The following is a 25,500-nucleotide window of genomic DNA, read 5'->3' on the forward strand; positions in this document are numbered from 1 at the left end:
ATCGCGCGGTGCTGTTTCCCGCCGAAACGCGCCGACATCGGCGCGTATTGTCGAGCGGGTAGAATCGGGGGATTCGTCAAACGCTCTCGGAGCCAAGCATGTCCATTTCCCGCCGCACCACGCTGACCAAGTATTTGATCGAGCAGCAGCGCGAACACCAGAACCTTCCCGCCGACCTGCGCCTTCTGATCGAAGTCGTCGCGCGGGCCTGCAAGCAGATCGGCTTTCAGGTGAGCAAAGGCGCGCTCGGCGATGCGCTCGGCAGCGCCGGCAGCGAAAACGTACAGGGCGAGGTCCAGAAGAAGCTCGACATCCTGTCGAACGAAATCCTGCTCGAAGCCAACGAATGGGGCGGCAACCTGGCCGCGATGGCATCGGAGGAAATGGAAAAAATCTTCCCGATTCCCAACCGCTACCCGAAGGGCAACTATCTGCTGACGTTCGACCCGCTCGACGGCTCGTCGAACATCGACGTCAACGTGTCGATCGGCACGATCTTCTCGGTTCTGCGCTGCCCGGACGGCGTCGAGCCGACCGAACAGGCGTTCCTGCAACCGGGTTCCGCGCAGGTCGCGGCAGGCTATGCGGTGTACGGTCCGCAAACCGTGCTCGTGCTGACGACCGGCAACGGCGTGAACTGCTTCACGCTCGATCGCGAACTGGGTTCGTGGGTTCTCACGCAGAGCGACATGAAGGTCCCGACCGAGACCCGCGAATACGCGATCAACGCTTCAAACTCGCGCCACTGGTACGCGCCGGTACAGGAGTACGTGAACGAGCTGAACCAAGGCAAGGACGGCCCGCGCAAGGAAGACTTCAACATGCGCTGGATCGCATCGATGGTCGCCGACGTGCACCGTATCCTGACTCGCGGCGGCATCTTCATGTATCCCGCCGACAAGCGCACGCCAGATCGGCCGGGCAAGCTGCGCCTCATGTACGAGGCGAACCCGATGGCGTTTATCGTCGAACAGGCGGGCGGCGCTGCGACGAATGGTGAGCAACGCATTCTCGATGTCGTGCCGCAAAGCCTTCACGAACGCATTCCGGTGTTCCTCGGTTCGAAGGATGAAGTCGACCGCGTGACCCGCTACCATCTCGAAAAGAAAGTTTAATCTGGGGTATTGCCAAAGTCAGAAAAGAGTCTCTATAATCTCGTTTCTCTGATGCCGGAATAGCTCAGACGGTAGAGCAGCGCATTCGTAATGCGAAGGTCGGGGGTTCGATTCCTCTTTCCGGCACCATCAAGATTCAGGCAGTATTAAACCCGCTTCATCTCAGTGATGACGCGGGTTTTTCGTTTTTGCGCGTGTGTTTCGGCCTACTCAATCGTTAAGATTTCGCTCGCATTCGGGGAACGCGCGATGCCTCACGACTGCAATCACTGCGATCACGAAGCCGCATTGCGTCGCGGGAAATATCGACGGCTTCTCTGGGTCGCCCTCGCGCTGAACGTCGCAATGTTCGCAATCGAAGTCGCAGCGAGCCTGAAGAGCAACTCTGTCTCCCTCCTCGCCGATTCGATCGACTTCCTCGGCGATTCCGCCAACTACGGCTTAAGCCTCTTCGTTCTGGGAATGAGCGTCACCGTCCGCGCCAAAGCGTCGCTTGCCAAAGCGCTTTCGATGCCGGTGTTCGGTTTCGGCGTGCTGAGCGCCGCGGCTTGGCATGCAGCCACGGACGCGCATCCGGAAGCGTCGACGATGGGTGTCGTCGGGGCGCTCGCGCTCGTCGTCAACTGCGCGGTTGCGCTCATGCTGTTCGCGCATCGCGAGGGTGACAGCAACATGCGCAGCGTCTGGCTCTGCACGCGCAACGATGCGCTCGGCAACATCGCGGTCCTGCTCGCTGCGTTGGGCGTCTTCGGTACGGGCGCGGCGTGGCCCGATCTGGCGGTCGCGGGGATCATGGCTACGCTGGCAGTGACGTCCGCGTTTCACGTGTTCCGCCAGGCGCGCGGCGAGATTCGCGCGAGTCACGACGCCTGCGGAAGCGCTCCCTACGAATAGTGTCGCTTTCGAGCCACACCCCTCGCCCGTCGATATCACCGCGCCGGTGAAAGAAAAAAGCCTGCAGGCTGTCGGCCTTGCAGGCTTTGTCATCTGTGGGCCCGCGTCCGGCTGGGCGCTGCCGTACGAAAGCCCGATTAATCGTCCGAGTGAAACCCAATCGGCGCAAATACTGCTGATCGCTGCGGTAATCGGGAATTACTGCCAAATGTGCGTTCCCACACAACTAACTAATTATTCCTCTTCAGGCGTTATTACGTCAACGATGGTTTCCCGCTATCGTTATATGTATGGAGTGAACGTTAAAGTGATATTGCAATGCGTCATTCGAAAGTCCACGCGACGGGCTTCTGCGGGCGATGGCCGGGCATGACGAGGAGAAATAATTGCCGGTTGGTCGTGAAAATCGGGTAACTCGACACGATAAATTTAAGTGACTATTTAACGAACGGTCATGCCCGTTTCGGATCACATACTGAATTATTCGGAAAGTCTCAAGTAAAGCTGAAACGCTCCGATAAAGCATCAAGATGTTTCCGCAGCACACTCGACAAAAGGCGGCGGGCCTGAGTCGAGTCTTTCAGAGAACTACCGCAACTTGCATGGGACCAGAGTAAGCCGCATGGGATCAGAGTAAGCGCTAAAGCGCTAACACTGATCAACAACGCCAGCTCTGGTCGACACAGGAGAGAAATGATGGACGCCAAGCCGACGAAAGTTCCAACGCCCGACATGGTTCGCAGTCCGGATCCGGAGCCGGTCGGGGTCGAGTTCCTGGCCGCCGAGCTGCCCGCACATGTTCGCGCGTTCTTCGACGAACAGCGCAACATGCGCGACGCGAAGTAAACGCCGGCCGACGGGATCGACCGGGATTGTCGTGCACTCGACGCATCGCGCGGATGACGCGCGCGCGGACGTCGCGACCAAGTCATGGCTCACGCCAGGCGTTCTCACGCTCGTGGCCCGCGAGCACCCGCCTGGCGATCGATCGCAGGCTCCGCTGAACCAGTGAGTTATGCTGGGGTTTTCGTCCGCCCAGCGCTCCGCATGCGTCCATCGTTTTTCACATTCCTCTCTCGTGGGCGTCGCGCCTGCGTTCTTGCTACCCTCTCCGCCTCGCTTTTAGCATCGACGCCCGTCGCGCATGCTGACGGCGACGACGCACCGCTCACCAGTCTCGTCGCGTTGACGTCGCAGCGCCTCGCGCTTGCCGAGCCGGTCGCGCGCTGGAAGTGGGCGCATCACGAACCAATCACCGATGAACCGCGCGAAGCCGCGTTACTCGCGAGCGTCGAGAAAAAGGCGGAGGCCGCCGGCGTCGATCCGGCGTTCGCGCGGCGCTTTTTTCGCGATCAGATCGAGGCCAGCAAGGAGGTGCAGAACGCGCTCTTTGCAAACTGGCGCGCTGCCAGGCCGCCGGAAGGATCGCCGCCCGACCTCACCGCCGATACGCGTCCGAAGCTCGATCGATTGACGCAGTCGCTGATTGCGGCGCTCGCGCGCGTCGAACCGTCGCGTCACGCTGACGACTGCCCGCTGCGGCTCGCCGACAGCGTCGCGCGCTGGAAACATCTCACGCGCTACGACGCGGCCATGAACGCGCCGCTCTCGCGCGCGCTGTCGCATGTGTGCGCGGCGGGCGGCGTCGGCGCGGTCGGCTAAAGGGCCTGATTCAAACGACAGCGGCCATCACATCGAGCGGCACGAACGCGAGTCCGCGCGCAAGCCGTTCGCCAAGAATCCGATACGTCGACAATTCGAACTCCGCGCTCGGCACCTGCGTGCGCAACGCCGCGGCTTCGGCGCGCGTCGCGGCCGTGCCGAAGTACTGCCACTCGTCGACGACATGCCACGCATGCAAACCCGTCGCCGGATCGCGCTCCTCGATCGCGATCGCGCCCGCATAGGGCCACGCGGCGCCGCGCGCATCGTCGCGGCGCGCGCGAATCACGCGATTGTGCGGCGGACGCAGCCGCGCGACCCGCTGCGCCTCGGCGAGCAACGCGCCGATCTCGCCGCCCGTCGCCGTCCACTCGACGCGCCGCACGAGCGCCGCCAGCCGCAAATCCTTCGCCGAACGCTTGCCGCCCGTCAGATGCGAGCGCACCCGCTGACGCAGCCGCACGCTTCGGCCGACGAACAGCGGCGCATCGTCCTCGCCGTAGAACACATAGATGCCGCAGCCGGCCGGAATCCGCTCGATCGTGTCCTCGTCGATATCGCCTGCGAGGCGAAAACGCCGCGTCACCCGGTCCATGTGCGCACGCAAATCGTCCGACGGATGCGCCTGATGCAGATGTTGCCAAAACTGCCAGAGCAGATCAGCGTCAGCGAGCGCCCGGTGACGCGCGGACGGCACGAGCGCATGCCGCTCTACGAGCGCGTCGAGCCCGTGCCGCGTCTGCGCCGGATAAATCGCGCGCGACAGTTGCACGGTGCACAGCACGTCGGGCTGAAACTTGAGCCCGAGCCGCTTGAACTCGCCGCGCAGAAAGCCGTGGTCAAAATGCGCGTTGTGCGCGATGAAAAGGCGCCCGTGCATGCGCTCGAAGAGGCTCGCCGCGAGTTCGTCGAACGTGGGGGCGTCGCGAACCATTGAATCGGTGATGCCGGTCAGGTTCTGGATGAACGACGGAATCGGCTTCTGCGGATTGACAAGCGAACTCCACTGCGTCACGCCGGAGGGACCCGCCTCGACAATACCGATTTCAGTGATGCGATCGATACCGAGCGAGCCGCCGGTGGTTTCGAGATCGACGAAAACCACCGGATCGGCGGGAAATGCGTTGCTGGGAAACGGTGGAGGCGTGTGCATCGTGAGGGTAAAAGCGGTGGGGACGCGCGAGTTTGTACGCGTGGATATCACACCATTTTATCTCACGCGGATGAGGCAGGGGACCGGCGCATTCGCTGCGCATGAAGCGCCGATTCGGACTAAAAAAGCGCCCGGCATTTACCCGAATAGTCGGCGCGCTTTTTATAAGCGTTAGGTAATTAAAAATCCCGATTGGATTATCAGCGAACCGTAAGCATCGCCATTCTCGCTTACCCTTAAAACAAAAAACCCCTTGCGACTGCAAGGGGTTTTAATGACGCCAAGCGACCAGAATCAGAGCGCGCGAATGTTCGCTGCCTGCTTGCCCTTCGGACCGGCCTTCGTCTCGAAGGACACGCGCTGGTTTTCCTTCAGCGACTTGAAGCCGTCGGCACGGATCTCGGAGAAGTGCGCGAACAGGTCTTCACCGCCGGAGTCGGACGTGATGAAGCCAAAGCCTTTAGCATCGTTGAACCATTTGACGATACCCGTTTCCATATACCTGATTCCCTCGAAAGTTTTTGATAAAAGCAGGGCGAACCCTATAAACACCGTGTGCGAGCTATTTAAACCACGGAATCGCTTTTATATAAGGAGGCGGAGATAGCGTCAAGAAAATTTTAAATCGCAGCCGCCGATTTAAACAAAGAGCGTCGAACAATACCGCATCAGCGCTATAACTAAGCGCATGAAACATATCCGCTTTCCTTCCCGAAATAATCGGAAGAACTTCTTACCTCAAATGTAACCAAACTTATCCAATCGTAAGTGTTTACGCGTCTTGTTCGATTTCGTCGTGTTCCGCAATATGGGAGCCGCAATTTGCAGACGATATGGAGGGCCCGTTGTGATGACCGAAATCAAGCGCGCAGTTGAATGGCTCAAGTCGTGGGTGTCGGTGCCGGAGACTGCAGCCGCTTCAGACGCGACTTCTTCGCTCGACTTCGATCCCGCGTGGCACGGCGATCACTGGCAAAACCTGCTTTCCTCGCCGATGGATGCCCGGCACTACGTCATGGAGGACTGGCAAGTCCCGCTTCAACACGAGTTCGCCGCCGAGCCCGTCGACGAAACGGCCGAGAAGAAAGCAGCCTGAGCCCTCGGATAGCAGGCGAAAAAAAAAGCGCGACTGGGAAGTCGCGCTGACAAAGTTTGGAGATCTTTTCCGTCAACGAAAAAGTCTGCTTTGGAAAGCAGAGACGCCAGTATAGCGGCGGTCCGGGAAAAAATTACTCGTACTTTTCGCAATCTTTTATTGCACGAGTCTCAATAATCCAACATTGGGATTTTTCCTGTTGCGCGCGCCTTTTTGATATGTAGTGAATGCGCAACGCCGCACGGTTGACACCGCCTCACCAACCCGTTTGATTCCCTCCGAAGCCTTATCCAGCAAGGCTTCCAGTCATCATTTCCATCATTGCCGATCAAAGAATAGGTTATTGCTGAAATCGGAATGCCAGCGCTGTAACACCGTCTTTACACTTCCTGTGGTCCGGAAACAAATGTGTTCGACGTTGAACATATTGCTCGCCTGACAGCGCCTCTCGCAGCGCGTCGGAGGGAAGGTTTCCTTCAAGCCTGGGTTCACAGACCCATTCTGCTCTCGGAGTTACAAAGATGAAAAAGACTCTCATGGTCGCCGCCCTCACGGGCGTATTTGCTACCGCCGCTCAAGCACAAAGCAGCGTCACGCTGTATGGCCTGATCGATGCGGGCATCACGTATACCAACAACCAGCAAGGCCACAGCAACTTCAAGGCGACGAGCGGTTCGGTCAACGGCAGCCGCTGGGGCTTGCGCGGCGCTGAAGATCTCGGCGGCGGCCTGAAGGCAATCTTCACGTTGGAAAACGGCTTCAACATCATGAACGGCCAGAACGGCCAAGGCGGTCGTGAATTCGGCCGTCAGGCATTCGTCGGTCTGTCGAGCGAGCAGTACGGCGCCGTGACCCTCGGCCGTCAGTACGATTCCGTCGTCGATTACCTCGGCCCGCTGGCACTGACCGGCACGCAATACGGCGGCACGCAGTTCGCCCACCCGTTCGACAACGACAACCTCGACAACTCGTTCCGCGTGAACAACTCGGTCAAGTACACGAGCGCGAACTACGCGGGCTTCAAGTTCGGCGGCATGTACGGCTTCTCGAACCAGGCCGACGGCTTCTCGAACAACCGCGCTTACAGCGTCGGCGCATCGTATAACTACGGTCCGTTGAATGTCGCTGCGGCGTACATGCAACTGAACAACGGCGACGCAACGGTCTCGGGCAACGCGCTCGGCGCAGTGAGCGGCGACAACCCGCTGGCAGCCGGCCGTCAACGCACGTTCGGCGGCGGTCTGAGCTACGCGTTCGGCCCGGCGGTGGTTGGTTTCGTGTTCACACAAACGATGCTCGACGACGCGCTCGGCGTCACGGCAGCGGGCACGGGCGGCAGCGCGATTCCGTTCAGCGACGGTCACGCACGCTTCTCGAACTACGAAATCAATGGCCGTTACAACCTGACGCCGGCTCTGAGCCTGGCAGGCGCGTACACGTACACCGACAGCCGCATCGATGGCGTGAAGCCGAAGTTCCACCAAGTGAGCGTGCAAACGGCCTACGCGCTGTCGAAGCGTACGGACGTGTATCTGCAAGGCGAATACCAGCACGTTTCGGACACGGAAGGCACAGGCCTCGGCGCGACGATCACGGGTGTTGGCGTGTCGTCGACGGAAAATCAGGTTTCGGCAACGATCGGTGTGCGTCACCGCTTCTAAGCTGGACTGGCAGTACCGATGTGAAAAAGGCGCCGTTCGGCGCCTTTTTTTTGCTCTCAAGGCTTACGCCGAACGCGGATACCGCACGTCGACGATATCGATTTGCTGAATTCCCACTGGCGTGTGCAGCGCGACGGTATCGCCGATCTTCGCCTTCAGGAGCGCCCGCGCGATCGGCGAGATCCAGCTCACATAGCCCTGATCAAGATCGACCTCGTCCACTCCCACGACCCGCACGGTATGCACTTCGCCGTCGTCGCCGGCGTAATCGACGGTCGCGCCGAAGAACACCTGATCGACATTCTCCTGCTTGCTGCTATCGACGACTTCCGCCAGATCGAGCCGCTTCGTGAGAAAACGAATGCGCCGATCAATTTCGCGCAGACGCCGCTTCCCGTAAATGTAGTCCCCGTTCTCCGAGCGATCCCCGTTCGATGCCGCCCACGACAGCAGCCTCACGATCTCGGGCCGCTCGACATCGAGCAGATGCAGCAATTCGTCACGCAGCCGCAGATGCCCTGCCGGCGTGATGTAGTTCTTGGTGCCGGCAGGCATGTCCGGCTGCGCGATGTCTAGATCGTCGTCGCTCTCTTCCGATTCTTTGACAAATGCTTTATTCATGGTGCCAACCGCTCGAAAAAACCCGTGGAAATGCGAAAACGCCTATGTACAAGGTAACACGAAGGCGGACGAAAACGCTGAAAACCGCCTGCCAGCCCTTCCTTTTTCAGATAGCTTTGTCTATAATCTCGCTTCTGCGTGCGGCTGTAGCTCAGTTGGATAGAGTACTTGGCTACGAACCAAGGGGTCGTGGGTTCGAATCCTGCCAGCCGCACCATCTTTTCAAGCGTCTTTTCTTCGAGAAGGATGCTTAATCAGCAAAATGCGTTTAACCATAAGCGCAGTTCAGTAATAAGTCAGTACCGGTTTTGCGTGCGGCTGTAGCTCAGTTGGATAGAGTACTTGGCTACGAACCAAGGGGTCGTGGGTTCGAATCCTGCCAGCCGCACCATCTTTTCAAGCGTCTTTTCTTCGAGAAGGATGCTTAATCAGCAAAATGCGTTTAACCATAAGCGCAGTTCAGTAATAAGTCAGTACCGGTTTTGCGTGCGGCTGTAGCTCAGTTGGATAGAGTACTTGGCTACGAACCAAGGGGTCGTGGGTTCGAATCCTGCCAGCCGCGCCACCTTTTGAAGGGCCTTCCATTCGGAAGGCCCTTTTTGTTTGTGCGCGGCGTTCATCATTGCCGCGGCGCCGATCCGATATCGCCAATCCGACCATCCGGCGCCGGCACATCCTCCACCGATGCTACCGCGCTCGGCTCGCCGATCGCCTCGGCCCGATCGCCGAGCAGCGTCTGCGGACGTCGCAGATATTCGTCGTCGACAGTATCGCCGAATGCATGGCGCACGAACGCGCGCAGCAACGCGATCCGTAGCGACGCGCCGCGCCCTTCCACCGACTGCCCGTCCTTGCCGAACGTCGCGACGCAGACCACCTCGCCGCGTCCGTGATCGCTCATTTCGAGCCGGCAAGCGCGCTCCAGAACGACCGACGCCGCTTCCCACGAAGTCGATGGCAAGAAGCGCCCGTCCCACGGCTTGCCGCGATCGTTGCCGCGGATGGAGAGCGTCTCGCCGCTGTCGGTGAAGTGGATTTCGCGGATGAATTCGTGCAAGCCGCGCGCGACCCAGTAGTCGAGTGCGGTGCCTGCGAGATCGGATGTTTGCATTGTCGTGCCTGGTTGTACGTCGAATTGAACGAGTACGGGCACGCAGGTTACGTTCCAGCGCCGGCGCGCCAAAAAACATCGAAACGCGACGTCAGTAGTCGGCGCGCTCGCGATCGATACGTATGCCGCCGTCCTGGTTGCGATGATGCGGCTCGTCGCTCGGACGCTCGCGCGAAATGCGCATCACGTCCGGATTGGTCCGCACGCGCCGCATCACGTTCGCGAGGTGCACGCGGTCGCTCACCTGAATCACGAAGCGCAACAGCGTGGCTTCCTGCGACGGATCTTCGTCCATCGCGATGTGGACTATGTTCGCATCGGCCGACGTGATGTCCGCGGCGACGCGCGCGAACACGCCCTTCCTGTTCTTCACGAGCACCTTGACGGCGACGTCGAAGAGACGCCCCGGCTGCGGCGCCCACGCGACGTCGATCCAGCGCCCCGGATCGCGCCGATGGATACGCTGCGCGACACGGCAGTCGGTAGTGTGGATCGCCATGCCGAGGCCGATGCCGATGTAGCCCATGATGTCGTCGCCGGGGATCGGGCGGCAGCACGCCGACAACTGAACCGACATGCCTTCCGTGCCCGTGATGACGACGGGCGGCGCCGTGTTCGTCGTGAAGCTTTCGCGCGGGGAATCGTCGTCGTCGCGGCCGTTCATCAACACTTCGATGCGCTTCGCCATCACCGCCGCGACACGCCGGCCGAGGCCGATATCCGCGAAAATTTCCTGGCGCGACTTGTTGCCGGTCCACTGCACGAGCTTTTCCCACGCTTCCGGCGTGACCTCGGCGAGTGACAGGCCATAGGCCTTGAGACTCTGATCGACGAGCCGCTCGCCCAGCTGCACCGACTCGTTCAGGCGCATCGTCTTCAGATAATGCCGAATGGCCGAGCGCGCCTTGCCTGTACGCACGAAGCCGAGCCATGCGGGATTCGGCTTCGAATACGGCGCGGTGATCACCTCGACGATGTCGCCGCTCTTCAGCTCGGTGCGCAGCGGCAGCAATTCGTTGTTGATCTTCACGGCGACGCACTGGTTGCCGAGGTCGCTGTGGATCGAATACGCGAAGTCGAGCGCCGTGGAGCCGCGCGGCAGCGGCATGATTTTCGACTTCGGCGTGAAGACGTAGACGGCGTCCGGGAACAGGTCGATCTTGACGTGTTCGAGGAATTCGCTGGAATCGCCCGCTTCGCTCTGGATGTCGAGCAGCGACTTGAGCCACTGATGCGCGCGCTTTTGCACGTCGTTGAGATCCGCGCCGCCGTTCTTGTAGAGCCAGTGCGCGGCGACGCCCGCCTCGGCGATCTCGTGCATCTTGCGCGTGCGGATCTGGAACTCGATAGGCGCGCCGAACGGGCCGACGAGCGTAGTGTGCAACGACTGATAGCCGTTCACCTTCGGAATCGCGATGTAATCCTTGAACTTGCCGGGCACCGGCTTGTAGAGCGCATGCAGCGCGCCGATGCACGTATAGCACTCGAGCGCGCTCTCGACCACCACGCGGAACCCATACACATCGAGCACCTGCGAGAACGACAACTGCTTGTCGCGCATCTTCTTGTAGATGCTGTAGATGGTCTTTTCGCGGCCCGTGACCTCGGCGCAGATCTTCGCATCCGCGATCGTGCGCTGGACCGATTCGAGAATCTTCCCGACCACTTCCCGCCGATTCCCGCGCGCCGCCTTCACGGCTTTTTCGAGCGTGGCGTAGCGATTTGGATTGAAGTTCGCGAAGCTCAGGTCCTGCAACTCGCGATACGTGTTGTTCAGGCCAAGCCGGTGCGCGATGGGCGCGTAAATATCGATGGTTTCGCGCGCCACCCGCCGCCGCTTCTCCGACGGCACCGCGCCGAGCGTGCGCATGTTGTGCAGCCGGTCGGCGAGCTTGACGAGGATCACGCGCACATCGCGCGCCATCGCGAGCAGCATCTTGCGGAAGTTTTCCGCCTGCGCTTCCTCGCGATTGCGGAACTCCATCTTGTCCAGCTTCGACAAACCGTCGACCAGTTCCGCGACCTTCGCGCCGAACCGCTCCGCGATTTCGGTCTTGGTCACGCCCTGGTCTTCGATCACGTCGTGCAGAAGCGCCGCCATGATCGATTGCGCGTCGAGCTTCCAGCCCGCGCAGATTTCCGCGACCGCGACCGGATGCGTGATGTACGGCTCACCGCTCTGGCGATACTGGCCGAGATGCGCTTCGTCGCTGAAATGGAAAGCCGCCTTCACTTCCTTGATCTCTTCCGGCGTGAGATAGGAGGCAAGCTCGTTCGTCAGCTTCGAGATCGAAACGACGTCGTGGCGGCGTGGCTTTTCGGGAGTGGCGGTCGGCCCGAACAGATGGCGAAACGACTGTTCGAGGACTGCGTCGATGTACTTTCGGGCGGGAAGCGATTGATTCGAATCCTGATCCGGCTCGTTGGCGGAATCAGAATTCGAATCGTGGTCGGCGTCGGAATCCACGTCGATGGAGACGGGCACTGGTGTGTGACTCATGTTCGCCTCCGTGGTGGGTGACGTAGCCGACGTCGATGGTTGAGTTGCGACCGACGCTGAAACGGTGCGCGTTAGACCGGCACCTTCTTCAGCATCTCCACGCCGACCTGGCCGGCTGCGATTTCGCGCAGTGCAACGACCGTCGGCTTGTCACGGCTTTCGATCTTCGGCGTGTGGCCTTGTGCGAGCTGACGCGCGCGATAAGTGGCCGCGAGCGCGAGCTCGAAGCGATTCGGGATCATTTTCAGACAGTCTTCGACGGTGATGCGAGCCATGTTTGTTTCCTTGGAATATGTTCTTTATTCTACCTTATGTGACCAGAAGGCCCTGATCACGAAGCATGCGGCGTGTGAATCCCCAACTCTACGAAAAGCTGCGTGTGGCGGGCGTATTGCGAACCGAAGCGCAGGCGCGTCGCCTTGACGAGACACTGCAGTTCGGCAAGCGCCCGCTCGAAGTTTTCGTTGATGACCACGTACTCTGCTTCCGGCGCATGCGACATCTCGCTGCCGGCCGCGAGAAGGCGCCGCACGATCACGTTCTGCGGGTCCTGGCCGCGCTTTTTCAGACGGTCTTCGAGCGCATCGAGCGAGGGCGGCAAAATGAAAATCTCGACCGCGTTCCGGAACTGCTTCTTGACCTGCTGCGCGCCCTGCCAGTCGATTTCGAGCAGCACGTCGTGGCCGCTCTTCATCTGCTCCTCGATCCACACGCGCGAGGTCGCATAGTAGTTGCCGTGCACTTCCGCGCTTTCGAGGAATTCGCCCTTCGCGTGCCGCTCCATGAATTCGTCGACGGAGACGAAGTGGTACTGCACGCCGTTCTGGTCCTTCGGACGCGGCTCGCGCGTCGTGTACGACACCGACAGCCGGATCGCCTGGTCCTGCGCGAGCAGCGCGTTGACGAGCGTCGACTTGCCCGCGCCCGACGGCGCGACGACCATGAACAGGTTGCCCGGATAGATGCCGGTGTAGGTGCTGAGATGCGAGGTGCGCGTCGTGGTGGTCATTGAAGCGTTACTCCAGGTTCTGTACTTGCTCGCGCATCTGCTCGATGAGGAGCTTCAACGTCATCGATGAATCCGCGAGTTCCTTCGCCGCCGCCTTCGAGCCGAGCGTGTTCGCCTCGCGATTGAGCTCCTGCATCATGAAGTCGAGCCGCTTGCCGACCTTGCCGCCCTTTTGCAGCACGTGGCGCGTCTCGGTCAGGTGCGCGGTGAGCCGCTGCAGTTCTTCCGCGATATCGATGCGGATGCCGTAGATCGTCACTTCCTGGCGGATGCGTTCCGCGATTTCCTCACGCGGAAGACTCGTCGCCGTGCCCTCCGGCGCCGCGATGCCGAGCGCGTCCTGCAGGCGTTCGACGATCTTCTGCTGATGCTTCGCGATCAGTTCCGGCACGAGCGGCGTCACGCGCGCGACGATCGCTTCCATCTCCGTGACGTTGTTGATCAGCACCGCCGCGAGCGCCGCGCCTTCGCGCGCGCGCACGTCGATGAGATCGGCGATCGCCTGCTTGCCGCACGCGAGCACCGCTTCGCGCAGCGCTTCCGGCGACACGCCGCCTTCCGCCAGCACGCCCGGCCAGCGCAGGATTTCGCCGGTGCGCATGCGTTCGGCGTCGGGGAAGATTTCCAGCACCGAGCGTTCGAGCGCCGCGAGTTGCGAAAGCGTGTCGCGATTCAGCGCGCCCGCGCTCGCCGCCTGCTCCGCACGATTCAGGTTGATACGGATATCGACCTTGCCGCGCGAGAGCTTCGTCATCAGCATTTCGCGCAATTGCGGCTCGCAGGCGCGCACGTCTTCGGGCATGCGGAAGTTCAGGTCGAGAAAGCGCGAATTCACCGTGCGCAATTCCACCGATACTCCGACGCCCGAGCCATTGGCGCCCGCGCCACCGGCTGCGACTTCGCGCGTCGCGCTCGCATAGCCTGTCATGCTGTAGATCATCGTACGTCTCGCGATAGTGCCTTCAGAACGAAGGCCGGTTTGCTACGAGCGCCCGGCTCGAGGTTGGTGCTGTCAGGGCACGCGAGGGTGGCCGGGCGGGGAAGCGAACATTATCCCATTTTTACCGTCATCGCCCGCCAAACGGCCCTGCGTACTGGCGCGCTCGCGGGCGTCGCCGGACGTGCATCTCGAATAACGATAAAATCACGGGTTAAGCGTTGCTTCCTTTTCCCTTCCTTTTTGTCCGCCATCATCCATGACCGACTCCGTCCTGCTCGACCCCGCCTCCTTCGTCCGCCCGAGCGGCCGTCGCGCGAACCAGTTGCGCGACGTGCGCATCACGCGCCATTACACGAAGCACGCGGAAGGCTCGGTGCTCGTCGAATTTGGCGACACCAAAGTGATCTGCACGGCGAGCATCGCGGAGCGCGTGCCCGAGTTCCTGCGCGGGCGCGACCAGGGCTGGCTCACGGCGGAATACGGCATGCTGCCGCGCGCGACGCACACGCGCAGCGACCGCGAAGCCGCGCGCGGCAAGCAGACCGGCCGCACGCAGGAAATCCAGCGGCTGATCGGCCGGGCGCTGCGCTCGGTGTTCGACCTGAACAAGCTGGGCGCGCGCACGCTGCACATCGATTGCGACGTGATCCAGGCCGACGGCGGCACGCGCACCGCGAGCATCACCGGCGCGTTCGTCGCGGCGCACGATGCCGTCTCGAAGCTGATCGCGGCGGGCAAGATCACGGAATCGCCGATCAACGAGTTCGTCGCGGCGATTTCAGTCGGCGTGTACGAAGGCGAGCCGGTACTCGATCTCGACTACGACGAAGACTCGCAATGCGACACCGACATGAACGTCGTGATGACGGGCGCGGGCGGTTTCGTCGAGGTGCAGGGAACGGCCGAGGGCGTGCCGTTTTCGCGCGCCGAAATGAATACGCTGATGGATCTCGCGCAAAGCGGCATCGAAGCGTTGATTGCGAAGCAGAAAGCCGCGCTGGAGCAAAAAGGTGTCTGAAGTGAATGGATTGAAGCGCGTCGTGCTTGCGTCGAACAACGCGGGCAAGCTGCGCGAATTCGCGTCGCTGTTGAGCGCTGCGGGGATCGAACTGATCGCGCAGGGCACGCTTAGTGTTCCGGAAGCGGAAGAACCGCACGTGACGTTCGTCGAAAACGCGCTCGCGAAGGCGCGGCACGCGTCGAAACTGACGGGCCTGCCCGCGCTCGCCGACGATTCCGGCCTTTGCGTGCACGCATTGCGCGGCGCGCCGGGCGTGTATTCGGCGCGCTTCGCGCAACTCGCTGGCGGCGAAAAGAGCGATGCGGCGAACAACGCGCGCCTTATCACCGAGCTGCGCGACACGCCGGACCGCCGCGCGTACTATTTCTGCGTGCTCGTGCTCGTGCGTCACGCCGACGACCCCGAACCGCTGATCGCCGAAGGCCGCTGGCATGGCGAAGTCATCGACGAAGCGCGCGGCGCGAACGGCTTCGGCTACGATCCGCACTTCTTCCTGCCGTCGCTGAACGCGACCGCCGCCGAGCTCGATCCCGCGCGCAAGAACGCAAGCAGCCATCGCGCGATCGCGCTTCGCGAACTGCTCGCGCGCCTGAAGGAACTGGCGTGAGCACCGGTCCGCAGGCCATCAATGTCGTGAAGGCGTTCACGTCGCCGGGAAGCATCCGGTTGACGTCGCTCCCGCCGCTCTCGCTCTACGTCCACTTTCCGTGGTGCGTGCGCAAGTGCCCCTATTGCGATTTCAACTCGCACGAGTGGAAAGGCGAGTCGTTTCCCGAAGACCGCTATCTCGACGCCTTGCGCGCCGATCTCGAAAGCGCGCTGCCGCTCGTCTGGGGAAGGCAGGTGCACACGATTTTCATCGGCGGGGGCACGCCGAGTCTGCTGTCGGCGAAGGGGCTCGACCGCCTGCTGTCGGACGCCCGCGCCCTCCTCCCGCTCGACGCCGACGCTGAAATCACGCTCGAAGCCAACCCTGGCACGTTCGAAGCCGCAAAGTTCGCGCAGTTTCGCGCGAGCGGCGTGAACCGGCTGTCGGTGGGCATCCAGAGCTTCAACGCGGAGCATCTGAAGGCGCTCGGGCGCATCCACGATTCGACGCAGGCGCATAAAGCCGTCGAAATCGCCGCGCGTCATTTCGACAACTTCAATCTCGACCTGATGTTCGCGCTGCCGCAGCAGTCGCTCGACGAATGCCGCCGCGATATCGAGACGGCGATCGGCTTCGCGCCGCCGCATCTGTCGCTGTATCACCTGACGCTGGAGCCGAATACGCTCTTCGCGAAATTCCCGCCGCAAGTCCCCGACGACGACGCCTCCGCCGACATGCAGGAGTGGATTCACGAGCGCACGCGCGAGGCGGGTTACGAGCGCTACGAAGTGTCGGCGTATGCGAAGCCGCATCGGCAGAGCCGGCACAACCTGAACTACTGGCGCTTCGGCGACTATCTCGGCATCGGCGCAGGCGCGCATACGAAGCTGTCTTTTCCGCAGAAAATCGTGCGGCAGGCGCGCTACAAGCATCCCGCGACGTACATGGACGAAGCGCTCGGCGGCAATCCGATCCAGGAAGAGCGCGAAGTCGGGCCGCGCGACCTGCCGTTCGAATTCATGCTGAACACGCTGCGGCTGGTCGAGGGCTTTCCGGTGCATGCGTTCGTCGAGCGCACGGGCCTCGCGATGTCGACGATCGAGCCCGCGCTCGTCGAAGCCGAACGGCGCGGCCTCATCACGCGCAATTTCGAGCGCATCGCGCCTACGGAGTTAGGCCAGCGCTTCCTGAACGACCTCCAGGAACTCTTCCTGAAGGACCCCGTCAATTGAGCGCCCCGAGCACGCTGCCTGGCTCGGTCATGCGTCATCGTCCGTTCGCGCTCTTCTGGAGCGCGCGGGTGATGTCGTCGGTCGCGTTCCAGATGATGTCTGTCGCCATCGGCTGGCAGATTTATTCGATCACGCACAGCGCGTTTGCGCTCGGGCTCGTCGGCCTCGCGCAGTTCCTGCCGATGTTCGTGCTGACGCTCGTCGTCGGCCATGTCGCCGATCGCTACGACCGGCGCACGATTGCGTTCGTCTGTCAGATGATCGAGGGCGTCGCGGCGCTCGTGCTCTGCGTCGGCGCGTGGCACGGGTGGCAGAGCGCGGGCCTCATCTATGCGATCGCGATGATCACGGGCGCGGCGCGCGCGTTCGAATCGCCGTCGATGGCGGCGCTCCTGCCGAACCTGATTCCGCGCACGCAGTTGCAGCACGCGACCGCGTGGTCGACGTCCGCGAACCAGACCGCGCAGATCCTCGGGCCGGCGTTGGGCGGCTTGCTGTACGGGATCGGCGCGTTGAGCGTGTATGGCGTGGTGGCGTGCGCGTTTCTCGCGGCGGGCGTGCTGGTGGCATCGATTCGCATCGATGAAGCCGTGCGGATGCGCGCGCCGCTGTCGTTCGAGGCGCTGTTTTCGGGTATCGCGTTCATTCGACGCAAGCCGGTGATTCTGGGCGCGTTGTCGCTCGATCTCTTCGCGGTGCTGCTCGGCGGCGCGACCGCGCTCTTGCCGGTGTTCGCGCACGACATCCTGCACACCGGGCCGTGGGGGCTCGGCGTGCTGCGCGCGGCGCCGGCGGCCGGGGCGCTCGCCGGATCGATCTGGCTCGCGCACTTTCCGCTGCGCCAGCGTGCGGGGACGGCGCTGTTCGCGGGGGTGATCGCTTTCGGGCTTGCGACGATCGTGTTCGGATTGTCGACAAATATCTATTTGTCGATGGTATCGCTCGCTGCGCTGGGGGCGTCGGATGTGATCAGTGTCGTCGTGCGGATGTCGCTCGTGCAATTGCAGACGCCCGACGAAATGCGCGGACGCGTCGGCGCGATCAACTCGCTCTTTATCGGAACGTCGAATCAGTTGGGGGAGTTCGAATCGGGGATGACGGCGGGGCTGTTCGGCGCGGTGCCAGCGGTGCTGATCGGCGGATTGGGGACGATCGCGGTCGCTATGCTGTGGATACGGCTCTTTCCTGCGCTCCGCGCGACGCGCTCGCTGGAAGGCTGAGGCGTCCGCTGAGCGGAAAAGTTGCGCTACAATACGCGCCTTCTGGAGGTGTGGCCGAGCGGTTTAAGGCACCGGTCTTGAAAACCGGCGAAGGAGTGATCCTTCCGTGAGTTCGAATCTCACCGCCTCCGCCAGAATTTCTTATCGGCGGGGTTCCACCTGCCGTCGAATCTCCCTCTTCCTTCTCCAGCTTCCGACGTAACGTCTCCAGAAGCGCGTGTCCTCCACGTTTGAACCGCGTCAAATCGGCGTCGGTGAGTTCACGCACTTCGCCGTCTTCATTTGTCAGGCGCTGGCTGGTTGTCATACGCTTCTGGATTACGAGTAACGATCCTGTCGTATATAGAAAACCTGCCCCTCTGATAACCGTCCACGACAAAAAATCACCCCCCACGCGAACGCCCGCGCCACTTCCAACTCAAACGCGTTCGCCCACAAGAACACAAGGAGCCCCGCCAATGAGAATCGCTGCCGCCATCGCTTTCGGGATATTCACGATGAGCGCCCTTTCCGCGAATGCGGACGAGTCCTCGGGCAGCCAATGGCGCTTCACCGAGACCACGCTCTTCGAACTGATCCAGAACGGCTACTCGATAGTCGCCGTCACGCGCGACGCGGCGCGCGCCGGGTCATCGTCGGCGGAAGATACGTTCTTCCTGCAAAAGACCAACAGCGTCTATAAATGCTTCGAGAACCACGCCGTCGATGCCAGCGCGAAACGGCCCTCGGCGCCCGTCGAATGCTACGAGTTGACCAAGCCTAGCGTGACGACGAAGTGAAAACATCCCGCGCGCATTGACCGCCGCACGGGATGTCACCAAGCCCAAGTAAAACCATCAGTTGTCGTCAGATCGCACCGGTGGCCGCTCATGCGGCGCGGGCTCGGCCTTGTCGGCATCCGGTTTCGACGGAGCGTCCTGTGGCGAAGCCGACGGCACCGGTCTGTCAGTAGGCGCTGGCTTCACCGGCTCGGCGTTGGTAGAAGCAGTAGACATCGCGTTCTCCCGATGACGGGGCACATTCCCCAACATCAAGTTAGCACCAAACGCGTCAACCTACATCCGGCTCCCCTTCGCCGTCCTTCTTCCCCGGATTGTCATTAGGCCCTTGCTTGCGCGCATCGTCGTCGCGCTCCGGCAGCTTGCTCTTTTCGTTGTCGCTGTGTTCGGCGGGCTGTGCGTCGCTCGCCTGGTTCGTATCGCTCATCGCTGTCTCCTCCTGTGTTGGGATGATGAAAGCGCCAGCAATGCGCGGTCCCGCTCGCACGCATGGTGCCCCGCGACGCTTTTGACTAACATGAAGTCATAACAGCCAGCAGCACACCGGGGGCCGCCATGACCGCATCCATGCAAGAGCACGCGCAGCGCCTGAGCGCCGCGCTGATCGCAATCGCCCTCGCGGCCTGCACGATCACGCCGCCGCCGAAGTCCGTCGAAAGCCGTCCGCCCGCGGCCGTCAGCAGCGCGACGCTCGATCAGTACAAAACACGCGTCGCGCAGCGTATCTTCGAGCGCAATCCGTCGCTCGTCCTGAAGGGCACGCCGCAAGCAATGCTGCGTTCGTTCGTCGTGGTGTCGTTCACCGTCGATCGCGGCGGGCGCGTGGTCGAATCGTCCGTTTACCGCACCAACGGCGACGACGAAGCCGAAGCCACCGCGCTCGCCTCGCTGCGCCGTGCGTCGCCGTTGCCGGAACCGCCCGCGCGCCTTCTGAACGGCAGCGGCCGGCTCGAACTCTTCGAAGGCTGGATGTTCAACGACAACGGCAAGTTCCAGTTGCAGACGTCACACTCGCCGCAAGCGACCACCATCGATTAGCCGTCTGGCCGGTTGCCCCGCGCGACGCACGATCGTTATAATTTTCGCCACGCCCAGCCGGCCCCGTCCGGCACGGCGCAACGCTTGCCCGTCGACCCGCGCGAGGAAGCGTTCCGCACGCAGCGCCGCACATCACGACATGCCGCGGCGCCCGCCGATCCTCTGAGAGACGCCCATTCCAGCAACAAAGACAACGGAGACTCCATGTCCTCAGCATCGCTTTCCGCCGACGCGCCCAATAACGGAAAAAACAGCGCCTCGCGCGTGATCTTCGCGAGCTTCATCGGCACCGCCATCGAGTTCTACGATTTCTACGTGTACGCCACCGCGGCGGCGCTCGTCATCGGGCCGGTGTTCTTCCCGCACGGCTCGCCGGCAGCGCAGGCGCTCTCGGCATTCGTCACGTTCGGCATCGCGTTCATCGCGCGGCCGATCGGCTCGTTCATCTTCGGGCACTTCGGCGACCGCATCGGCCGCAAGTCGACGCTCGTCGCGTCGCTGCTCGTGATGGGCGTCTCGACGACGCTCATCGGCTTCGTCCCCGGCTACGATTCGATCGGCAGCGCCGCTCCCGTGCTGCTGTGCATCTTGCGCTTCGGGCAAGGCATCGGTCTCGGCGGTGAATGGGGCGGCGCAGCGCTCCTCGCGACGGAATACGCGCCGCCCGGCAAGCGCGGCTGGTTCGGCATGTTCCCGCAACTCGGGCCGTCGATCGGTTTCCTGGCGTCGAACGGCCTGTTCTTCGGCCTCGCGCTCTCGCTCTCCGACGACCAGTTCCGCAGTTGGGGCTGGCGCGTGCCGTTCCTCGTGAGCGCGGTGCTCGTCGCGCTAGGGCTCTACGTGCGCCTGAAAATCGCGGAGACGCCGGCGTTTCGCGCGGCCATCGAGCGGCACGAGCGCGTGCGCGTGCCCATCGCGACGCTCCTCGGCCAATACCTCGCGCCGACCCTCCTCGGCGCGCTGGCGATGGTCGTCTGCTACACGCTCTTTTACATTTCGACAGTATTTTCGCTCTCGTACGGCGTGTCGACGCTGCATTTCTCGCGCGAGAAATTCCTCGGCCTCTTGTGCTTCGCGGTGATCTTCATGGCGATCGCGACGCCGATCTCCGCGCGCGCCAGCGACCGCTTCGGGCGCCGGCCCGTTCTGATCGTCGGCTGCATCGCGGCGATCCTGTCCGGCTTCACGATGGCGCCGCTGCTCGGTAGCGGCAACACCTACGCCGTCGCGCTCTTCCTGACGCTCGAACTGTTCGTGATGGGCGTGACCTTCGCCCCGATGGGCGCGCTCCTGCCCGAACTCTTCCCGACGAGCGTGCGCTACACCGGCGCCGGCGTCGCATACAACCTCGGGGGGATTCTGGGGGCGTCGGTGGCGCCGTACATCGCGCAACTGCTCGCGAATCGCGGCGGGCTCGCGTGGGTGGGCGGCTATGTGTCGGTGGCGGCGGCGGTCAGTCTCGTCGGCGTGCTGTGCATGCGCGAGACGCGCGATATCAGGTTGAGTTGACGCGTTTTACCGCTCGCGACGGTTCGTTGCGTGCGCGGGCACCGGCTGGCCCTTGACGGCCGGCACGCGCCGCACATTCTTCCAGTCGCGCCAGACGTGCGCGAGCAGCAGCAAGCTGCCGATGGCGAGCGCATCGGCGGCGAGTCCCGCGAGCCACGCGAAGTGGCCCGTTGGAAGCACGCGCAACGCGGTATCGAGCACGATCGATACCGCCGTCCCCGCGATGAAACACACGAGCCCTTGCGTGCCGATCGTCACGACACCCGGCAGGCCGCGCGCGAGCGCGCCGATCCATCCGGCGTGCACGGCCCGCGCGAACACCCAGGCCACGGCGCCGAAACTCACGATGCGCAGCGTCGCGAGGTTCTGCTTCATGTAACCGGGCGGCGGCGCGATTTCGATGAAGAGCTTCGCGAACGCGAACCCCAGCACGACGCCGACCGCGATGCGCGTCAGCCAGCGCGCGGTAGCGCTCGCGTGAAACTCGGCGCTGATCGGCTGGGTGCGCGCGAGAACGCCGCTCATGAACATCAACTGCCACGCGAACGGATTGAACGACCAGCCTTCGTCGTAGGCGGAAGGCAAAAGCGGCCCGAGTTGCGATGCGAAGAGCCAGATGAAAAGGCTGCCGAGCAGCACGAGCACTGGCTTTTTCGCAGCGAGCGGCACGACGAGCGGCACAGAGAGCGCGAAGAACGCGTACATCGGCAGCACCGCCGACAGATACGGCTGGTGACGCAGGGTCGCAATGCCGGCGATAAGCGGCAGCGGGCCGTCTAGGAAGGCGGGCCATTCGGTGAAATCGACGAGCGGTGTATCCAGGCGCAGCAGCATCAACGTCGCGCCCGCGAGGAGCATCAGCGCGGCGGTGAAGAGGTACGCGCGGTAGATTTCCAGGCTGCGTTTGAAAAAGCGCAAGCGCGCCGCGAACGAACCACGCCGCGCTGCCATCGCCGTATAAGCCGCCGCCGATGCATAACCGCCGAGGAACACGAATACTTCGGCGGAATCGCAGAACGCGTATTTATGCAGCGTGAAGTTTGAAAGGACGCTTCCCGATATGTGATCGACAGCAATAATGAGCAGGACAATTCCTCGAAAGAAATCGACTTCGAGTGAGCGCCCGGTCAATGTCGTCATCGGTGAAAGCTCCGCGTCCGATACTCGTGCGCTTCAAGAAGAGCGTCGAGCGTATTCGGGTTTGTACGAAGCTACGGGAAAAGATTCCCCAATTCAAGATTTATTTGATCGCTCAGCCACTGTCCACCTTGTATATGGCGTGAAAATGGCTTTTTTGTCGGATTTGCTTCTGGCACAGTGCGGAATACACTCAGGTTAATCAGCAGGATAATCGGGGAGTCACCCAAATGCCGATTCACTTTCAAAGCTCGCATCTGGTCGCGGTCGTAGCCATGGCGCTTCTCACGGCACTGCTGCTCGCCGTCCGCTTTCGACCGAAGAGCTGGCGCGGCGTTCTTGTCGAAGCGCTGGTTGCCAATGTCGGCGCATTCGCTGCGGTTATCGCTTTCGAAATTCTGACAGCGTGAATTAATCCACCCAACACTTCGATTCGCTTCGCTTTCACACACGAAGAAAATTCCGGAAATGCGCGACACATTATCTTTGTTAGGAATTTAATACCGCTGCCACCATCCCCAATGGAAGCGTTCTAACGAAGCGTTGCGCTTGTTTCTTCTGACAGACCGATTATGCGGATCGACCTGCAAGCACCTCGATATAATCGACGCTTTGCCGGAAATCTGCATGCTTCGCGTCCTGCGTTCCATTCCGATCCTCACCGCGCGCCGCGCACGAAGCCTCTGGCGCCGCTACGGCATCTTCTGGCTGGGCGCAATCGTGGTCGGCCTCGTTGCTGTGTTTTACGCGCGGCTCATCGACTGGGGCTACGGCGTCTTCCAGACCGCGCAACATGAGCACGCGTGGCTGCCGCTCCTCGTCACGCCGGCCGTCGCCGCGGTGTCTGTCTGGCTCACGCGGACTTTCTTTCGCGGCGCCGAGGGCAGCGGCATCCCGCAGGTGATCGCGGTGCTCGACGGCCCCACGTCCGCCTCCGGCGCGCGTCTCCTCACGCTGCGCATTCTCGCGGGCAAGATCGCCGTGTCGTTCCTCGCGATCCTCGGCGGCTTCACGATCGGCCGCGAAGGCCCGACCGTGCAGATCGGCGCCGCGCTCATGTTCAACCTGCGCCGCCTCTATCCGCGCTCGAACGCACTCATCGAACGGCAACTCGTGCTCGCGGGCGCGGCGGCGGGGTTGTCGGCGGCGTTCAATACGCCGCTCGCCGGCATCGTGTTCGCGATCGAGGAACTCACACGCAGCTTCGAAGTGCGCACGAGCGGCGTGCTGATCACGGGCATTATCCTCGCGGGGATCGTCGCGCTCGGGCTGAACGGCAACTACACGTACTTCGGCACGATCGACATCGGCCAGCACTTTCCCGACATGCTTGCGCTTGCCGTCGTCCTGACGGCGGTCGTGACCGGCATCGCCGGCGGCGTGTTCTGCTGGCTGCTGCTCAACACGTCGAAATGGATTCCCGCGCCGCTCAGGGCGCTCCACGCATCGCGGCCGGTCGCGTTCGCCGCGCTGTGCGGACTGGTGATCGCGGTGGTCGGCGTCGTGTCGGGCGGGACGACGTTCGGCAGCGGTTACGCGGAAGCGCGCGGCCTGCTGGAGGGCCACGAGCAGCTTTCGCTTTTCTATCCGCTGCTGAAAATGATCTCGATGATCGGCTCGTATCTGCCGGGCATTCCGGGCGGGATTTTCGCGCCGTCACTGTCGATCGGCGCGGGCTTCGGCAACGTGCTGCACATGGTCTTCGGCCACATGCAGCTTTCGATGCTGATCGCGCTCGCGATGGTCGGCTATCTCGCGGCAGTCACGCAGTCACCGATCACGGCGTTCGTCATCGTGATGGAGATGATCAACGGCCACGCGCTCGTGATCTCCCTGATGGCGACCGCGCTGATCGCGAGCCGCGTGTCGCGCTTTTTCGCGCCGCCGCTATATGAGGCGCTGTCCGAGCGCTATAAGGGGCACAAGCCCGCGCCTTCGCCGGAGACGCCGGAAGTCGAAGAGAAAGACAAAGCGCCCCGGAAATAAATCGGACGATTCCACTTCGACTCACGCAAACGTTCCCGCAGAAAAACAAAAAGCCAGGATCACCCGATCCTGGCTTTTCATTCCCCGACACGCGCCATTCAAAGCACGTGCGCAGCTTTCGCGTTTTTACGCCTGCGGAATTTCGATCTTCACTTCCAGCACTTCGAGGTCGTCCTGACGCTCGAGACTCACGCGGATGTCATCGTTGGAAATCTTCACGTACTTGGAAATCACGGCAACGAGTTCCCGTTGCAACGCCGGCAGATAATCGGCGGCAGCTTTGCCGCCCGCGCGTTCGTGCGCAATGATCAACTGCAAGCGTTCCTTCGCAACCGAAGCGGACTTCTTTTTCTCGCCCAGCAAAAACGAAAGAATCGACATTGCGTCCCCTTACTTGGTGCCGAAGATGCGTTGCAGCAGACCTGGCTTCTGATAGTCGGTGAAACGCAGCGCTTTTTCCTCGCCAAGGAATCGCGACACGATGTCCTTGTACGATTCGGCGACGTCAGTACCATCGAGGTGCACGGCGGGCAGACCCTGGTTCGACGCATGCAGCACGGCTTCCGATTCCGGAACCACGCCGATGAGTTCGATCCGGAGGATTTCCTGAATATCGCTGAGCGAGAGCATTTCGCCTTCGCTCACACGCTTCGGGTTGTACCGCGTGATCAGCAGATGTTCCTTGATAGGCTCTTTGCCCTCGATCGCGCGCTTCGTCTTCGACGACAGAATGCCGAGAATGCGGTCCGAATCCCGCACCGACGACACTTCCGGATTCGTCACGATCAACGCTTCGTCGGCAAAGTGCATCGCGAGCAGCGCGCCCGATTCGATGCCAGCTGGCGAATCGCACACGATGTACTCGAAGTCCATCGCGATCAGATCGTTGATCACCTTTTCCACGCCTTCCATCGTCAGCGCGTCCTTGTCACGGGTTTGGGACGCCGGCAGGATGAAAAGGTTCTCGCATTTCTTGTCCTTGATGAGCGCCTGGTTCAGGTTCGCTTCACCCTGGATCACGTTGATCAAGTCGTACACCACGCGGCGTTCGCAGCCCATGATGAGGTCGAGGTTGCGCAGACCGACGTCGAAGTCGATCACGGCCGTCTTGTGGCCGCGCAATGCGAGCGCCGTTGCGAAGCTCGCGCTGGTGGTCGTCTTGCCGACGCCGCCCTTCCCCGAAGTCACCACAATGATTTTTGCCATACAAAGTACCTTGTGTTCGTC

General features: G+C 62.0%; 28 protein-coding genes and 5 tRNA genes. 20 read left to right on the plus strand and 13 right to left on the minus strand.

What is annotated here, in order from left to right; genetic code table 11:
• Positions 1 to 98 precede the first annotated feature (98 nt).
• The 5 genes from AWB67_RS05140 to AWB67_RS05155 all read left to right on the plus strand — a co-directional run bounded on the left by AWB67_RS05140 (position 99) and on the right by AWB67_RS05155 (position 3,671).
• Entirely contained in the window at positions 99 to 1,115 is a 1,017-nt protein-coding gene (locus AWB67_RS05140; protein WP_087655162.1) for a class 1 fructose-bisphosphatase, read from the plus strand.
• Positions 1,116 to 1,168: 53 nt separating this feature from the next.
• A tRNA-Thr gene (locus AWB67_RS05145) sits at positions 1,169 to 1,244 on the plus strand.
• Positions 1,245 to 1,364: 120 nt separating this feature from the next.
• Positions 1,365 to 2,009: a cation efflux transmembrane domain-containing protein gene (locus AWB67_RS05150; RefSeq protein WP_087655312.1), complete on the plus strand. Its 645-nt coding sequence runs from the start codon at positions 1,365 to 1,367 to the stop codon at positions 2,007 to 2,009.
• A gap of 693 nt (positions 2,010 to 2,702) precedes the next feature.
• A complete protein-coding gene (locus tag AWB67_RS40740; RefSeq protein ID WP_159964788.1) occupies positions 2,703 to 2,855 on the plus strand; it encodes a hypothetical protein in 153 nt (50 codons plus the stop codon).
• A 201-nt stretch (positions 2,856 to 3,056) separates the two neighbouring features.
• Complete coding sequence (locus tag AWB67_RS05155) at positions 3,057 to 3,671, plus strand: chorismate mutase (protein WP_087655163.1); 615 nt, start codon at positions 3,057 to 3,059, stop codon at positions 3,669 to 3,671.
• Positions 3,672 to 3,681: 10 nt separating this feature from the next.
• On the opposite strand, the gene AWB67_RS05160 is transcribed toward AWB67_RS05155, so the two are convergent.
• Both AWB67_RS05160 and AWB67_RS05165 read right to left on the minus strand, forming a co-directional pair.
• A complete protein-coding gene (locus tag AWB67_RS05160) occupies positions 3,682 to 4,824 on the minus strand; it encodes an exonuclease domain-containing protein (protein WP_087655164.1) in 1,143 nt (380 codons plus the stop codon).
• A gap of 294 nt (positions 4,825 to 5,118) precedes the next feature.
• On the minus strand, positions 5,119 to 5,322 hold the full coding sequence (locus AWB67_RS05165; protein WP_087655165.1) for a cold-shock protein: 204 nt from the start codon (positions 5,320 to 5,322) through the stop codon (positions 5,119 to 5,121).
• A 352-nt stretch (positions 5,323 to 5,674) separates the two neighbouring features.
• Here AWB67_RS05165 and AWB67_RS05170 point away from each other — a divergent pair, with 352 nt between their 5' ends.
• A complete protein-coding gene (locus tag AWB67_RS05170; RefSeq protein ID WP_125477554.1) occupies positions 5,675 to 5,920 on the plus strand; it encodes a hypothetical protein in 246 nt (81 codons plus the stop codon).
• A 521-nt stretch (positions 5,921 to 6,441) separates the two neighbouring features.
• Positions 6,442 to 7,581 carry a porin gene (locus AWB67_RS05175; RefSeq protein ID WP_087655166.1) on the plus strand — a complete coding sequence of 380 codons (1,140 nt, stop codon included), beginning with the start codon at positions 6,442 to 6,444 and terminating at the stop codon, positions 7,579 to 7,581.
• 63 nt (positions 7,582 to 7,644) lie between these two features.
• Here the strand turns inward: AWB67_RS05175 and greB are convergent, their stop codons facing one another.
• Positions 7,645 to 8,202 carry a transcription elongation factor GreB gene (gene greB / locus AWB67_RS05180; protein WP_087655167.1) on the minus strand — a complete coding sequence of 186 codons (558 nt, stop codon included), beginning with the start codon at positions 8,200 to 8,202 and terminating at the stop codon, positions 7,645 to 7,647.
• Positions 8,203 to 8,342: 140 nt separating this feature from the next.
• Here greB and AWB67_RS05185 point away from each other — a divergent pair.
• The 3 genes from AWB67_RS05185 to AWB67_RS05195 all read left to right on the plus strand — a co-directional run bounded on the left by AWB67_RS05185 (position 8,343) and on the right by AWB67_RS05195 (position 8,767).
• Positions 8,343 to 8,419 (plus strand) — tRNA-Arg (locus tag AWB67_RS05185).
• Positions 8,420 to 8,516: 97 nt separating this feature from the next.
• Positions 8,517 to 8,593, plus strand: a tRNA-Arg gene (locus tag AWB67_RS05190).
• A 97-nt stretch (positions 8,594 to 8,690) separates the two neighbouring features.
• Positions 8,691 to 8,767, plus strand: a tRNA-Arg gene (locus tag AWB67_RS05195).
• A gap of 54 nt (positions 8,768 to 8,821) precedes the next feature.
• Here the strand turns inward: AWB67_RS05195 and AWB67_RS05200 are convergent.
• The 5 genes from AWB67_RS05200 to AWB67_RS05220 form a co-directional block, all read right to left on the minus strand.
• The gene (locus tag AWB67_RS05200; protein WP_087655168.1) at positions 8,822 to 9,313 is read right to left on the minus strand and encodes a phage protein NinX family protein; all 492 of its coding nucleotides are present in this window, start codon (positions 9,311 to 9,313) and stop codon (positions 8,822 to 8,824) included.
• Between the two features lie 91 nt (positions 9,314 to 9,404).
• Entirely contained in the window at positions 9,405 to 11,813 is a 2,409-nt protein-coding gene (locus tag AWB67_RS05205) for a RelA/SpoT family protein (protein WP_087655169.1), read from the minus strand.
• Positions 11,814 to 11,884: 71 nt separating this feature from the next.
• On the minus strand, positions 11,885 to 12,088 hold the full coding sequence (gene rpoZ / locus AWB67_RS05210; RefSeq protein WP_031359151.1) for a DNA-directed RNA polymerase subunit omega: 204 nt from the start codon (positions 12,086 to 12,088) through the stop codon (positions 11,885 to 11,887).
• Between the two features lie 56 nt (positions 12,089 to 12,144).
• Entirely contained in the window at positions 12,145 to 12,822 is a 678-nt protein-coding gene (gmk, locus tag AWB67_RS05215; protein WP_087655170.1) for a guanylate kinase, read from the minus strand.
• 7 nt (positions 12,823 to 12,829) lie between these two features.
• Positions 12,830 to 13,762 carry a YicC/YloC family endoribonuclease gene (locus tag AWB67_RS05220; protein ID WP_087655171.1) on the minus strand — a complete coding sequence of 311 codons (933 nt, stop codon included), beginning with the start codon at positions 13,760 to 13,762 and terminating at the stop codon, positions 12,830 to 12,832.
• Positions 13,763 to 14,018: 256 nt separating this feature from the next.
• On the opposite strand from AWB67_RS05220, the gene rph reads away from it, so the two are divergent.
• The 6 genes from rph to AWB67_RS05250 all read left to right on the plus strand — a co-directional run bounded on the left by rph (position 14,019) and on the right by AWB67_RS05250 (position 18,603).
• Positions 14,019 to 14,780, plus strand: coding sequence for a ribonuclease PH (gene rph / locus AWB67_RS05225; protein WP_087655172.1), 762 nt, complete (start codon positions 14,019 to 14,021; stop codon positions 14,778 to 14,780).
• Positions 14,773 to 15,390, plus strand: a complete 618-nt coding sequence (gene rdgB / locus AWB67_RS05230; RefSeq protein ID WP_087655173.1) for an RdgB/HAM1 family non-canonical purine NTP pyrophosphatase — start codon at positions 14,773 to 14,775, stop codon at positions 15,388 to 15,390. Before rph ends, rdgB begins: the two co-directional genes overlap by 8 nt.
• Positions 15,387 to 16,604 (plus strand): radical SAM family heme chaperone HemW, encoded by a 1,218-nt coding sequence (gene hemW, locus AWB67_RS05235; protein ID WP_087655174.1) that lies wholly within the window; start codon positions 15,387 to 15,389, stop codon positions 16,602 to 16,604. The genes rdgB and hemW overlap by 4 nt, the downstream gene beginning before the upstream one ends.
• A gap of 29 nt (positions 16,605 to 16,633) precedes the next feature.
• Positions 16,634 to 17,824: an MFS transporter gene (locus AWB67_RS05240; RefSeq protein WP_200822178.1), complete on the plus strand. Its 1,191-nt coding sequence runs from the start codon at positions 16,634 to 16,636 to the stop codon at positions 17,822 to 17,824.
• Between the two features lie 44 nt (positions 17,825 to 17,868).
• Positions 17,869 to 17,958 (plus strand) — tRNA-Ser (locus AWB67_RS05245).
• 324 nt (positions 17,959 to 18,282) lie between these two features.
• Positions 18,283 to 18,603, plus strand: a complete 321-nt coding sequence (locus tag AWB67_RS05250) for a hypothetical protein (RefSeq protein ID WP_087655176.1) — start codon at positions 18,283 to 18,285, stop codon at positions 18,601 to 18,603.
• A gap of 57 nt (positions 18,604 to 18,660) precedes the next feature.
• Here AWB67_RS05250 and AWB67_RS40745 read toward each other — a convergent pair whose 3' ends face one another.
• Positions 18,661 to 18,819 (minus strand): hypothetical protein, encoded by a 159-nt coding sequence (locus AWB67_RS40745; RefSeq protein WP_159964790.1) that lies wholly within the window; start codon positions 18,817 to 18,819, stop codon positions 18,661 to 18,663.
• A 55-nt stretch (positions 18,820 to 18,874) separates the two neighbouring features.
• A complete protein-coding gene (locus tag AWB67_RS41365; protein WP_181505493.1) occupies positions 18,875 to 19,030 on the minus strand; it encodes a hypothetical protein in 156 nt (51 codons plus the stop codon).
• A 128-nt stretch (positions 19,031 to 19,158) separates the two neighbouring features.
• Here AWB67_RS41365 and AWB67_RS05255 point away from each other — a divergent pair, with 128 nt between their 5' ends.
• On the plus strand, positions 19,159 to 19,641 hold the full coding sequence (locus AWB67_RS05255; RefSeq protein ID WP_087655177.1) for a TonB family protein: 483 nt from the start codon (positions 19,159 to 19,161) through the stop codon (positions 19,639 to 19,641).
• Positions 19,642 to 19,845: 204 nt separating this feature from the next.
• Positions 19,846 to 21,150, plus strand: a complete 1,305-nt coding sequence (locus AWB67_RS05260) for an MFS transporter (RefSeq protein WP_087655178.1) — start codon at positions 19,846 to 19,848, stop codon at positions 21,148 to 21,150.
• Between the two features lie 6 nt (positions 21,151 to 21,156).
• Here AWB67_RS05260 and AWB67_RS05265 read toward each other — a convergent pair whose 3' ends face one another.
• Positions 21,157 to 22,290, minus strand: a complete 1,134-nt coding sequence (locus AWB67_RS05265; protein ID WP_087655179.1) for an OpgC domain-containing protein — start codon at positions 22,288 to 22,290, stop codon at positions 21,157 to 21,159.
• Positions 22,291 to 22,517: 227 nt separating this feature from the next.
• Between AWB67_RS05265 and AWB67_RS41735 the strand changes: the two genes are divergently transcribed.
• Both AWB67_RS41735 and AWB67_RS05275 read left to right on the plus strand, forming a co-directional pair.
• Entirely contained in the window at positions 22,518 to 22,697 is a 180-nt protein-coding gene (locus AWB67_RS41735; RefSeq protein WP_087655180.1) for a hypothetical protein, read from the plus strand.
• Positions 22,698 to 22,914: 217 nt separating this feature from the next.
• Positions 22,915 to 24,273, plus strand: coding sequence for a chloride channel protein (locus tag AWB67_RS05275; RefSeq protein ID WP_087655181.1), 1,359 nt, complete (start codon positions 22,915 to 22,917; stop codon positions 24,271 to 24,273).
• A 126-nt stretch (positions 24,274 to 24,399) separates the two neighbouring features.
• On the opposite strand, the gene minE is transcribed toward AWB67_RS05275, so the two are convergent.
• On the minus strand, positions 24,400 to 24,654 hold the full coding sequence (gene minE / locus AWB67_RS05280) for a cell division topological specificity factor MinE (RefSeq protein WP_035926261.1): 255 nt from the start codon (positions 24,652 to 24,654) through the stop codon (positions 24,400 to 24,402).
• A 9-nt stretch (positions 24,655 to 24,663) separates the two neighbouring features.
• Positions 24,664 to 25,479, minus strand: a complete 816-nt coding sequence (minD, locus tag AWB67_RS05285) for a septum site-determining protein MinD (protein ID WP_087655182.1) — start codon at positions 25,477 to 25,479, stop codon at positions 24,664 to 24,666.
• Positions 25,480 to 25,500: the final 21 nt, after the last annotated feature.

It is taken from the genome of Caballeronia terrestris, from assembly GCF_001544515.1.
GTDB classification, from domain to species: domain Bacteria; phylum Pseudomonadota; class Gammaproteobacteria; order Burkholderiales; family Burkholderiaceae; genus Caballeronia; species Caballeronia terrestris.